Origin of the sequence: Pseudomonas sp. NA-150, assembly GCF_044336365.1 — a bacterium.
Classification (GTDB): domain Bacteria; phylum Pseudomonadota; class Gammaproteobacteria; order Pseudomonadales; family Pseudomonadaceae; genus Aquipseudomonas.
The window spans coordinates 5733399-5746016 of record NZ_CP172305.1; the positions used below are offsets into that span (position 1 = coordinate 5733399).

9 protein-coding genes and 1 pseudogene are annotated in these 12618 nt (G+C 58.3%); 7 read left to right on the plus strand and 3 right to left on the minus strand.

The window, feature by feature from the left end:
* The 7 genes from panD to ACF0H7_RS27000 all read left to right on the plus strand — a co-directional run bounded on the left by panD (position 1) and on the right by ACF0H7_RS27000 (position 9202).
* Positions 1-381: an aspartate 1-decarboxylase gene (gene panD, locus ACF0H7_RS26970; protein WP_397449877.1), complete on the plus strand. Its 381-nt coding sequence runs from the start codon at positions 1-3 to the stop codon at positions 379-381.
* 236 nt (positions 382-617) lie between these two features.
* A complete protein-coding gene (gene pgi, locus ACF0H7_RS26975; protein WP_397449878.1) occupies positions 618-2282 on the plus strand; it encodes a glucose-6-phosphate isomerase in 1665 nt (554 codons plus the stop codon).
* A 119-nt stretch (positions 2283-2401) separates the two neighbouring features.
* The gene (locus ACF0H7_RS26980; protein ID WP_397449879.1) at positions 2402-3277 is read left to right on the plus strand and encodes an oxygenase MpaB family protein; all 876 of its coding nucleotides are present in this window, start codon (positions 2402-2404) and stop codon (positions 3275-3277) included.
* A gap of 116 nt (positions 3278-3393) precedes the next feature.
* Positions 3394-4572 carry an acetyl-CoA C-acetyltransferase gene (locus ACF0H7_RS26985; RefSeq protein WP_397449880.1) on the plus strand — a complete coding sequence of 393 codons (1179 nt, stop codon included), beginning with the start codon at positions 3394-3396 and terminating at the stop codon, positions 4570-4572.
* A 230-nt stretch (positions 4573-4802) separates the two neighbouring features.
* A complete protein-coding gene (locus ACF0H7_RS26990) occupies positions 4803-5819 on the plus strand; it encodes a class I SAM-dependent rRNA methyltransferase (protein ID WP_397449881.1) in 1017 nt (338 codons plus the stop codon).
* A gap of 131 nt (positions 5820-5950) precedes the next feature.
* Entirely contained in the window at positions 5951-8905 is a 2955-nt protein-coding gene (locus tag ACF0H7_RS26995) for a DUF748 domain-containing protein (RefSeq protein ID WP_397449882.1), read from the plus strand.
* A gap of 3 nt (positions 8906-8908) precedes the next feature.
* Entirely contained in the window at positions 8909-9202 is a 294-nt protein-coding gene (locus ACF0H7_RS27000; RefSeq protein WP_397449883.1) for a DUF2845 domain-containing protein, read from the plus strand.
* A gap of 157 nt (positions 9203-9359) precedes the next feature.
* On the opposite strand, the gene ACF0H7_RS27005 is transcribed toward ACF0H7_RS27000, so the two are convergent.
* The 3 genes and pseudogenes from ACF0H7_RS27005 to rpsO form a co-directional block, all read right to left on the minus strand.
* On the minus strand, positions 9360-9710 hold the full coding sequence (locus ACF0H7_RS27005; RefSeq protein ID WP_397454030.1) for a BON domain-containing protein: 351 nt from the start codon (positions 9708-9710) through the stop codon (positions 9360-9362).
* Positions 9711-10014: 304 nt separating this feature from the next.
* Positions 10015-12121 (minus strand): annotated as a pseudogene (gene pnp / locus ACF0H7_RS27010) (polyribonucleotide nucleotidyltransferase).
* A 175-nt stretch (positions 12122-12296) separates the two neighbouring features.
* Positions 12297-12566 carry a 30S ribosomal protein S15 gene (rpsO, locus tag ACF0H7_RS27015; RefSeq protein ID WP_397449884.1) on the minus strand — a complete coding sequence of 90 codons (270 nt, stop codon included), beginning with the start codon at positions 12564-12566 and terminating at the stop codon, positions 12297-12299.
* Positions 12567-12618 lie beyond the last annotated feature (52 nt).

Sequence of the window (12618 nt, forward strand, 5' to 3'; positions counted from 1 at the left end):
ATGCACGCAATCATGCTCAAGGCCAAGCTGCACCGTGCCGAGGTAACTCACGCTGTACTCGACTACGAAGGCTCTTGCGCCATCGACGGCGAATGGCTGGACCTTGCCGGGATTCGCGAATACGAACAAATCCAGATCTACAACGTCGACAACGGCGAGCGCTTTACCACCTACGCTATCCGTGGCGAAGAAGGCTCGCGGATGATCTCGGTCAACGGCGCCGCCGCGCATAAAGCCAAAGTAGGTGATCGTGTCATCATCTGCGCCTATGCTCATTACAGCGAGGCAGAATTGCTCAATTTCAAGCCGAGCATGCTGTACATGGCACCAGGCAATGAACTTAGCCACACCAGCAATGCCATACCGGTACAGGTAGCCTGACGTTTCCCGCAACCGATGAAAATACCGACTCACTGAACAACCCGGCCGCGGGTGTGTGAACCGATGTGTGATAGCGATTTGTGATAAATAGTACCGAGCGCAGGTCAAACAAGGCGCAGACAGGCCCGCAGACTGGGGTTAGTGTCTGGTGGCCTGGCTGCGTTGAATGAATCACACACCGACCGGGCTTTTTTAGTGCCCCAAAAGGCAGTTCAAGTACAAGGAAACCCGCAGCGATGGCGTACTACCGCACACCTCTCGACGTGACGACCCTGCCCGCCTGGCAGGCTTTGAACCAACACCGCGAAGCCATGCAGAACTTCAGCATGCGCGAGGCGTTCAATGCAGACCCGCAGCGCTTCCACCAATTCACGCTCAGCAGTTGCGGGCTGTTCCTCGACTACTCGAAAAACCTGATCACCCCTGAGACCCGCAACTTGCTGGTCAACCTGGCGAACGAAGCGGGCTTGCAGGACGCGATCAAAGCGCTGTTCTCCGGCGAAATCATCAATGCTTCCGAGGGCCGTCCGGCTCTGCACACCGCGCTACGCCGTCCTGTGGGCGACAAGCTGTCGGTGAACGGCGTCAATGTGATGCCTGAAGTGCACAAAGTGCTGAACCAGATGACCGACCTGGTCGGCCGTATCCACGACGGTCTGTGGCGTGGCTACACCGAGAAGCCGATCACCGACGTGGTGAACATCGGTATCGGTGGTTCGTTCCTCGGCCCTGAGCTGGTGTCCGAAGCGCTGTTGTCCTACGCCCAGAAAGGCGTGCGCTGCCATTATCTGGCGAACATCGACGGCAGTGAATTCCACGAACTGACCATGAAGCTGCGCGCCGAGACCACGCTGTTCATCGTCTCGTCGAAATCCTTCAATACCCTGGAAACTCTGAAGAACGCCCAGGCCGCACGCGCCTGGTACCTGGCGCAGGGCGGCTCCGAGGCTGAGCTGCATCGCCACTTCATCGCCGTTTCCAGCAACAACGCAGCGGCCGTGGCCTTCGGTATCCGCGAAGAAAACATCTTCCCGATGTGGGACTGGGTCGGCGGTCGTTACTCGCTGTGGTCGGCCATCGGTCTGCCCATCGCGCTGGCGATCGGTATGTCCAACTTCAAGGAACTGCTGTCCGGTGCCTACACCATGGACCAGCATTTCCAGACCGCGCCGTTCGAACAGAACATGCCGGTATTGCTGGCCCTGCTGGGCGTCTGGTACGGCAACTTCTGGGGTGCGCAGAGCCACGCGATCCTGCCGTACGACCACTACCTGCGCAACATCACCAAGCACTTGCAACAGTTGGACATGGAATCCAACGGCAAGAGCGTGCGTCAGGACGGCACCCCGGTTTCCACCGACACCGGCCCGGTTATCTGGGGTGGCGTTGGTTGCAACGGTCAACACGCTTACCACCAGTTGCTGCACCAAGGCACCCAACTGATTCCGGCTGACTTCATCGTGCCGATCGTCAGCTTCAACCCAGTCTCTGACCACCATCAGTGGCTGTACGCCAACTGCCTGTCGCAGAGCCAGGCGCTGATGCTGGGCAAGACTCGCGCTGAAGCCGAAACCGAGTTACGCGACAAAGGGATGGATGAAGCCGAGGTGCAGAAACTGGCGCCGCACAAAGTCATCCCGGGCAACCGTCCAAGCAACACCTTGGTCGTCGAGCGCATCAGCCCTCGTCGCCTGGGCGCACTGGTGGCCATGTACGAGCACAAAGTCTTCGTTCAGAGCGTCATCTGGGGCATCAACGCCTTTGACCAATGGGGCGTGGAGCTGGGCAAGGAGCTGGGCAAAGGCGTCTACAACCGCCTGACCGGCAGCACCGAAGAGCCGGCAGACGATCCGTCGACCCAAGGCCTGATCAACTACTTCCGTGGCCGTCACCGCGGCTGATGTGCCGTTGGCAGCACCCGAACCCGCCCCCTCGCAAGAGGCGGCGGGTTTTGTGCACTTGAAGCCTTCACCGGCTGAGCGCACCCTTACGCCAATCGCTGACGTGTGTCTGAGAAATCATGGAATTCATTCGTACCCGTATCGAAACCCAGGTCATGAGCCTGACCGGTTTGTCGTTGGGCCAGCTGGATCTGGAGAACCCCAAGGGCGACCCCGGCCTGTTCGGCCCGCAAGCCATCTGCTGGCAAGTGCATGCGGACTTCAGCAGTATGTTGATTGGCGGTATCAGTGCGCTGATGTTGCAATGTTTGCACCCGCTGGCATTGGCCGGGGTCTGGGATCACTCGACCTTTCGTCAGGACATGCTCGGCCGCCTGCGACGGACTGGGCAGTTCATTGCCGGCACCACCTTCGGCTCGACTCAGGACGCTAACTGGCTGATCGAAAAAGTCCGCACCATTCACCTGCAAGTCACCGGGACCGGGCCGGACGGTCGGCCATACGCGGCGAGTGATCCGGACTTGCTGACCTGGGTCCATGTTGCGGAAGTCAGCAGCTTTCTCGCCGCGCATTTGCGTTATCGCAATCCGCATTTGTCCGGCGCGGCGCAGGACACCTACTACAACGAGGTCGCGATCATCGCCGAGCGCCTCGGCGCTCAGAATGTGCCTCGGTCGCGGCAGGCAATCAGCGATTACCTGGAAGCCATGCGCCCACAGTTGCTGTGCGACGAGCGCAGTCAGGAAGTGCTGCGACTGCTGCTCAATGCGCCAGCACCGAGCGCGCTGGCCAAGCCCTTCGGCAGCTTGATGATGAAGGCCGGCATCGAGCTGTTACCTGTGTGGGCCAGCGGACTGTTCGGCGTCAGGCAGACACCGATGCAGCGTCGGCTGATTCGCGCCAGCATTGCCCGCAGTGCACCCCTGCTGCGTTGGGCGATGCGTGACGGCTCGGTGCATCGCGCTCATCGGCGCATGGGCCTGGCGTACGACTAGTCGCCATGGAACCGGCGACGCGAACTGTGACACCATGTGCGCCTTTGTCATTGCCACAGCAAATCGGGCCGGCCACTTGACCCGATGACACACTCAATCAACATGAGGACCCTGCCATGCAAGACGTCGTAATCGTTGCCGCTACCCGTACCGCAGTCGGTGCATTCCAGGGTGCCCTGGCGAATATTTCCGCCGTTGACCTGGGCGCCGCCGTCATTCGCCAATTGCTGGCGCAGACCGGCTTGAATCCTGCTGAAGTCGACGAAGTGATCATGGGCCAGGTGTTGACCGCTGGCGCAGGGCAGAACCCCGCTCGCCAGGCCTCGATCAAGGCTGGCTTGCCATTCGCCGTGCCCGCCATGACCCTGAACAAGGTCTGCGGTTCTGGCTTGAAAGCCTTGCACCTGGCCACTCAGGCGATTCGTTGCGGCGACGCTGACGTGATCATCGCGGGCGGCCAGGAAAACATGAGCCTGGCCAATTACGTGATGCCCGGCGCGCGGACCGGTCTGCGCATGGGCCACAGCACGCTGATCGACACCATGATCAGCGATGGCCTGTGGGATGCGTTCAACGACTACCACATGGGTATTACGGCCGAGAACCTGTCGGAAAAATACGACATCAGCCGTGAAGCTCAAGACGCCTTCGCCGCTGCCTCGCAACAGAAAGCCGTGGCGGCGATTGAAGCCGGGCGTTTTGTCGATGAAATCACCCCGATCCTGATTCCACAGCGCAAGGGCGACCCGCTGTCGTTCGCAACTGACGAACAGCCGCGTGCCGGCACCACGGCTGAATCCTTGGCCAAGCTCAAACCTGCGTTCAAGAAAGACGGCACCGTCACCGCAGGCAACGCCTCGTCGCTGAACGATGGCGCCGCGGCCGTAATCCTGATGAGCGCTGCCAAGGCCGAGCAACTGGGCCTGCCGGTGCTGGCGCGCATCGCCGGTTACGCGAATGCTGGCGTCGACCCCGCAATCATGGGCATCGGCCCGGTCAGCGCCACCCGCCGCTGCCTGGACAAGGCCGGCTGGACCCTGGACCAACTGGACCTGATCGAAGCCAACGAAGCCTTCGCCGCGCAGTCTTTGTCGGTTGGCAAGGAGTTGGGTTGGGACGCCAGCAAGGTCAACGTCAACGGCGGCGCCATCGCCCTCGGTCACCCGATCGGTGCATCGGGCTGCCGCGTACTGGTGACCCTGCTGCACGAAATGATCAAGCGTGATGCGAAAAAAGGCCTCGCGACCCTGTGCATTGGCGGTGGTCAGGGCGTGGCGTTGGCGCTGTCTCGCTAATCGGCAGCGTTTGATCTAAACCCTTACCTGTAGGAGCGAGCTTGCTCGCGATCTGGTGCGAAGCGGCAGTAAAGCCAGTCAACATGGAGTGTCAGACACAATTGACACCCCGAATTGACGACTGCTGCGCAGCCGATCGCGAGCAAGCTAGCTCCTACAGATGATGTCCGCCGCGTGTTCCTTCTTAACTGTTAAACTGCCGCGCCCATTTCCAACCCAAGGCGCTGTGCATGTCCTCCCTCATTCAGGCGCTAAGCGTCGCCCTCGATAACCGTCAATCCTTGCTTGCCGAGTTGCATACGCAGGGCACCGATTGCTATCGCCTGTTCCATGGCAGCCAGGAAGGCGCCAGCGGTTTGACCATCGACCGCTATGGCCCGCAATTGCTGGTGCAGAGTTTTCACAACGGGTTGGAACGCGACGCCCTGCTGGAACTGCACGCGGCCGTCAACGTCCGCTTGGGGGTCGACACCTTGCTGGTCTACAACGACCGCTCCCAGGGCAACTCGCGCATCGATCGCAACGACGCCGTGTACAAGCCCGAAGATGCGGCGCTACAAGACATGATCGGTCACGAATGGGGCCTGAACTACCGAGTGCGCGGTCGCCATGCCGGGCAAGACCCGCTGTTGTTCCTCGACCTGCGCAACACCCGCGGCTGGATCAAGCAACACAGCGCCGGTAAAAGCGTATTGAACCTGTTTTCCTACACCTGTGGCGTCGGCCTGAGTGCCGCTGCAGGCGGCGCCAGCGAGGTGTGCAACCTGGACTTCGCCGAGGGCAATCTGGCAGTCGGTCGCGAAAATGGCGCACTCAACCCGCAACTGAAACCGATGAAGTTCGTGCAGTCCGATTACTTTCCGGCGATCCGCCAACTGGCCGGCCTGCCCATCGCGCCGCGTCGCGGCAGCAAACTGCCAGACTACCCGCGCATGGAACAGCGGCAATACGACCTGGTGTTCCTCGACCCACCAGCCTGGGCGAAAAGTGCGTTTGGCACTGTGGATTTGCTGCGCGACTACCAAAGCCTGCTCAAACCCGCTGTACTGACCACCGCCAACGATGGCGTGCTGATCTGCTGCAACAATCTGGCGAAAGTCGCCATGGATGACTGGCGCGAGCAGGTTTTGCGCTGTGCGACCAAAGCTGGACGTCCGGTGCGCGAGTGGCAGGTCATCACGCCGGCAGTGGACTTCCCATCGATGGATCAGCAACCGCCGTTAAAAACCCTGATGCTTCAATTTTAACTTTACCGGCGCAGCACGCCTGATGCCCCGCAAAAAATAAGGAAAGTTCTTACAAGCTCCGAGGCGATTTCTTCTGAACCAGATTCGCATGCCATACTCCAAGGACCTCCGATCGAGAGACGACGCCTCACATGCCCAAAGGATTGAAGCGCGCCATTGGCGCCTTGTTGACCGTCATTGCACTGTACAGCGTGTTGGGATTTCTGATCCTGCCGGGCGTAGCACTGCGAATCATCAACCAACAACTGGCTAATTACTCCACGGTTCCGGCAAAACTGGACCGGCTGGAACTCAACCCCTATAGCCTCGAAGTTACCCTATGGGGCCTTAACATCGGGGCCCCGGGTGAAGAGCAGATCGGCTTTGAACGGTTGTACACCAACCTGCAAATCGACAGCCTGTGGACCGGCGCCCTGCACCTGGCCGCCGTCGAGCTGGACACACCCAAGACCGAGTTACTGTTCGCCAAAGACGGCACGCTGAATCTCGCGCAGTTGTTCAAGCTGCCGCCAGCCAGCGAGCCGGTCAAAGACGCGCCTCCCACCAAGACCTTCCCGCTGCGGGTCGATGAAATCAAACTGGTCGACGGCTACCTTCACTTCGAGGATCAGCGTCCCAGCGAGCCCATCGCGTTTTTGTACGACAAGCTCAATTTCGAGCTGAAAAACCTCAGCACCCTGCCTGAAGACAATGCCGACATGACCTTGGTCGCCATCGGCCCTGCGGGCGGGCAGATCGACTGGAGTGGGCGTATCAGCCTCGTGCCAATTGCGTCCGAGGGTAAGCTCAAGATCACCGACGGTCAGATGAAAACCTTTTGGCCCTACGTGCGCGATGCGTTGCCGTTGGCGCTGCAAGAGGGCGTGCTCAACCTCAGTACCGACTATAAATTTAGCCTGGCCAAGGAAACCGAGCTGGAACTGAGCAACATCGCGCTGAGCGTTGCCCCGTTCGCGATCAATACCCCGGATGGCAAACCACTGGTGCGCCTTGAACGGCTGGACGTCAGCGAAACCTCCATCGATCTGGCGAAACAGCGGGTCAATGTCGGCAAAATCCGCAGCAACAAACTGGAAACCTGGGCCGCACGCGAGTCGGATGGCCAGCTCGACTGGCAGAAACTGTTCGCCAGCCAGCCGAAGAAACCAGCCGCCGCTCAAGTGAAAGCGCCTGCCGCAGCCGAAGGCAGCAAACCGGAAGTCGCCGCGCAACCCGTCACCCCGAGCAAGCCTTGGCAGGTCCTGCTCAAAGACGTGCAACTGCGCGACTATAAAATCCATCTGGCTGACCGCGTACCGAAAGAGCCGGTCGCCCTTGAAGTCGGTCCGCTCAACCTGGACCTGCAGAATTTCGACAGCCTCAATCAATCGCCCTTCAGCCTGAAGCTGGACACCGGTCTCGGCAAACAAGGCAAGATCACTGCAGCAGGCGACGTCAACCTGAGCCCGGTCAGCGCCAAATTGCAGGTCACCACCCAGGACATCGACCTGCGAGTCGCCCAGTCGTACATCACGCCCTTCATTCGTCTCGAACTGCGCAGCGGTATGCTCGGCAGTGATCTGGCGGTCAACTTGAAGAGCACAGAACCGCTGGCGCTGGGCATCACCGGCAAGGTACAAGTCGATCAACTGCACACGCTCGATACCTTGAAACAGCGCGATTTCCTCAAGTGGGAGCGTCTGAACCTTGAAGGTCTGGACTTCCAGCTGGGCGACAGTCTGACCATCGCCAAGGTCAATCTGACGCAGCCGTACGCGCGCTTCATCATCAACGATGACCACACCACCAATATCGATGACCTGCTGATTCCGCAGCCCGCCGGCCCCGCCGCAGCAGCGCCCAAGGCCGTCAGCGACAAAACGGCGGCCAGCGCGCAGAAGCCGATGGGCATTCGTATCGGCGAGGTCAATATCAATGATGGTTCGGCCAACTTCGCCGACTTGAGCCTGACACCGAACTTCGCCACGGCCATCCAACAGCTCAACGGTAAAATCGGCACGCTGGATAACCGCCAACCGAAACCGGCGACGGTGGATATCAACGGCAAGGTCGACCGCTACGCGCCGGTGACTATCAAGGGCAGCGTCAACCCGTTCAATCCGCTTGCCAGCCTCGACATCGCCACCAGCTTCAAGCGGGTCGAACTGACCACCTTGACGCCCTACTCCGGCAAGTTTGCGGGTTTCCGTATCCGCAAAGGCCGGCTGAACCTTGATCTGCATTATCTGGTGACCAAGGGGCAGCTCAAGGCCGAGAACAAGGTGTTGATCGAGCAACTGCAACTCGGTGAAAAGGTCGACAGCCCGAATGCGGTGGACCTGCCGATCCGTCTGGCCATTGCCTTGCTCAAGGACACCGACGGCAATATTTCCATCGAGCTGCCTATCTCGGGCGACTTAAACAGCCCACAATTCAGCGTCATGCCGATTGTCTGGCAGACCCTGCGCAATCTGGTATTGCGCGCGGCACAGGCCCCCTTCAAGTTTATCGGCGGCTTGATCAGCGGCGGAGACTCCCAGGACCTCGGTAGCGTGGCCTTCACCCCAGGCTCTACAGAGTTGAATGCTGAAGCGCAATCGTCCCTGAACAAGCTCTCAGGCGCCCTCAAGGCTCGTCCGACACTGCGTCTGGAAGTCGAAGGTACCAGCGCGGAGAGCAGCGATGGGCCATTGATCGCCCAGCAACGTCTTGAACGCGAATACCAGGCCACCTACTACAAGATCCTCCAGCGTCGCGGCGACAAGGTTCCCGCACAAGCCACGATGTTGCAGGTACCGGAAGCCGAAAAGGCGCCGATGCTTGAAGGGATTTACCGTGACCGCCTGAAACAGCAGCCGCCTGCCGAGTGGGCCGATCAAGGCAAGGAAGACCGCGCGGCGAAAATGCGCGACGCCGTGATCAAGTCCTGGAGTTCCAACACAGTATTGCTGCGCCAATTGGGTCAGGCACGGGCCAGCAGCATCAAGGACTATCTGGTGCAAAAAGGCCAACTGGCTGATGACCGCGTGTTTTTCATTGATGCCAACCTGGGTCAGGCGGAAACTGATGGTCGCGTCATCACTCCCCTGCATCTGGACAGCGAATAGCATATGCGTAGGAGCGGTTTAGTCATTCTGATGTTGGCGGGCTTCAGCTTCGAGGCCCACGCCGATACCCTGCGTTGCGGCAGTCAGCTAATCAGTGCGGGAGATCGGGAGTTCGAGGTGCAGCAGAAATGCGGTGAGCCTGTATCGCGCAATCAGATTGGTTACAAACGCAGTGCCAATCGGCGGGAAGAAGTGGCCGTCGATGAATGGATCTATGGCCCCAATAACGGCATGTATCAATACCTGCGTTTCGAAGGCGGACGACTGATCCGTATCGACAGCAAGCGCGGTGACTGAGTTAACCTTCCCCAAATAGAACAGGCCCCGACGCGAACGCCGAGGCCTGTAATGACCACTTCCGTATGGTCTCGCATGAACCCTCAATGGTGGTCAGCCGGTACCTCCCTGGTGACCGGCCGACCTTTTATCAACGGTTACAGCGAGCGGTCATACGTTATTCAGTTTTCAGCGCTTCGGCGGTGACACCTTTAACGTATTTGGTATGTTTCGCAATGTTCACAGCCGTTGTTTTCTGCGCTGCAGTGACTGGCACTTCAGAGGACAGGGAAACAACACCTTGGGTGGTTTCTACTTTGATGTCATTGCTTGGAATGCCTTTCTCAGTCAGCAGATTGGCTTTGACCTTGGTGGTAATCCAGGTATCAGTGCCTGCTTTTTCTACTTTGGTCATTTCGCCCGCTGCAACAACCATGGGTGCTTGAGTGGTCTGTTGAGCGAATGCCGCGTTAGCCATGGTGAAGGTCATTACAGTGGCAGCAGCAGCGGCAATAGCGAACTTATTCATATTCATACGAGTCACTCCTGTTTTTCTCAAATTCTGCAACCGTGTCAATGGCTGCAGGGTTAACAGTACTATCGCAAGCGCTGTGCCACTCCGTTAAATATGAATAATTCGTTTAAAATCATATAGTTATATAAACAGAAAATTTCCACAATCGTGCAGATTGCACGTTTGATCCTCGATCGCACATGCAATCTGCATGTTTTCACAGCTGAATTATTGGCTGAACACGCAAGCCCTTAAATGCGCTCATAAAAAAAGGACCCCGAAGGGTCCTTTTGTTCAGCGTCTGACAGCGGGGGGTAAATTACACGCCCGATGCCTTGGCTGCTGCTACGTCTTTGATCGACAGCTTGATACGGCCGCGGTTGTCCACGTCCAGAACCAGAACTTCAACTTCCTGACCTTCTTGCAGAACGTCGGTCACTTTCTCGACGCGAGCGTCGCTCAGCATGGAGATGTGAACCAGGCCGTCTTTGCCAGGCAGGATGTTGACGAATGCGCCGAAGTCTACGATGCGTTCAACTTTACCGATGTAGATCTTGCCGATCTCGGCCTCAGCGGTGATACCCAGAACGCGCTGACGAGCTGCTTCAGCGGCTTCTTTGGTTTCGCCGAAGATCTTGATCGAGCCGTCGTCTTCGATGTCGATCGAAGCCTTGGTCTCTTCACAGATCGCACGAATGGTCGCGCCGCCTTTACCGATAACATCACGGATTTTGTCGGTGTCGATTTTCATCGCGATCATGGTCGGAGCGTTTTCCGACAGTTCGGTACGCGACTGGCCAATGATCTGGTTCATCTGACCGAGGATGTTCAGGCGCGCTTCCAGGGCTTGGCCCAGAGCGATTTCCATGATTTCTTCGGTGATGCCTTTGATCTTGATGTCCATCTGCAGCGCGGTAACACCTTTGGCGGTACCGGCTACTTTGAAGTCCATGTCGCCGAGGTGATCTTCGTCACCCAGGATGTCGGTCAGGATGGCGAACTTCTCGCCTTCTTTAACCAGACCCATGGCGATACCGGCAACCGGCGCCTTCATCGGCACACCAGCGTCCATCAGCGCCAGGGAGGCACCGCAGACCGAAGCCATGGAGCTGGAACCGTTGGACTCAGTGATTTCCGACACAACACGGATGGTGTACGGGAACACGTCGGCAGCAGGCAGCATGGCTGCAATCGAACGACGGGCCAGACGGCCGTGTCCGATTTCGCGGCGACCAGCGCCACCCATGCGACCACACTCACCTACCGAGAACGGAGGGAAGTTGTAGTGCAGCATGAACGGGTCTTTTCTTTCGCCTTCAAGGGTGTCGAGCAACTGTGCGTCACGAGCGGTACCCAGGGTGGCAACAACCAGTGCCTGAGTCTCGCCACGGGTGAACAGCGCCGAACCGTGAGTCTTCGGCAGAACACCGACTTCGATGTTCAGCGGACGTACAGTCTTGGTATCGCGACCGTCGATACGTGGCTTGCCGTTAACGATGTTTTCGCGAACGGTGCGGTATTCGATTTCGCCGAAAGCTGCTTTGACGTCGCTGGAAGAAGGCTGGCCTTCTTCACCCGACAGCTTGGCAACGATCTGGTCACGCAGCTCGTCCAAGCGCGCATAACGCTCGTGCTTGACGGTGATGGTGTAGGCCTGGGAGATCGCGTCGCCGAACTCGGAGCGGATAGCGCCCAGCAGTTCAGTGGCTTCTGGCTTAGGCGCCCAGGTCCACGTTGGTTTGGCGGCTTCAGCGGCGAGTTCCTTGACGGCGTTGATCACCACCTGGAATTCGTCGTGGGCGAACAATACGGCGCCCAGCATCTGGTCTTCGGTCAGCTCTTTGGCTTCCGATTCAACCATCAATACAGCTTCCGACGTACCGGCAACAACCATGTCCAGGCTCGAAGCCTTCTGTTGTTCGTAAGTCGGGTTCAACAGGTAGCCGGTGCTTTCGTGGAAAGCAACGCGCGCGGCGCCGATAGGGCCGTCGAAAGGAATGCCGGAAATTGCCAGGGCTGCCGACGTACCGATCATCGCAGCGATGTCCGGATCAGTCTTCTTGCTGGTGGAAACCACGGTGCAGACAACCTGCACTTCGTTCATGAAGCCTTCCGGGAACAGCGGACGGATCGGACGGTCGATCAGACGCGAAGTCAGGGTTTCTTTTTCGGAAGGACGGCCTTCACGCTTGAAAAAACCGCCGGGGATCTTGCCCGCTGGCGTAGGTTTTTTCCTGGTAGTGAACCGAAAGAGGGAAGAAGCCTTTGCCTGCGTCCGCTTGCTTGGCGCCAACCACAGTCACCAATACGCTGACGTCGTCGTCAACAGTGACCAATACAGCACCGGAAGCTTGACGGGCGATACGGCCTGTCTCGAGGGTGACGGTCGATTGACCGAACTGGAATTTCTTGATTACCGGGTTCACGGTTTCCTACCTTCTTTTGTGGCTCTTGGGGAACTGGTTTCTTACGAATTCTTGGGCAGCAAGGGGATTCGGACCCATCGACCGTCCAGATAAAACTTGAGGCTGGGAGCCTGCCACGAGCCGTCGAGTAAACCCGACAAATCGTGACAAACAACCAACCTCTAGCAACGCGTTATTAGCGACGCAGACCCAGACGAGCGATCAGAGCGCTGTAACGGCTAACGTCCTTACCTTTCAGGTAATCCAGCAGCTTGCGACGCTGGTTTACCATACGGATCAGACCACGACGCGAGTGGTGATCTTTACCGTTGGCCTTGAAGTGGCCTTGCAGTTTGTTGATGTTGTGGGTCAGCAGTGCAACTTGCACTTCTGGAGAACCAGTATCACCAACAGCTTGCTGGTAGTCGGTTACGATTTGTGCTTTTTCTTCAACGCTGAGTGCCATGTGGGCAATCCTTTTATCAGGAAACCACTCCAGGGAGCGATTTCAATAGGCC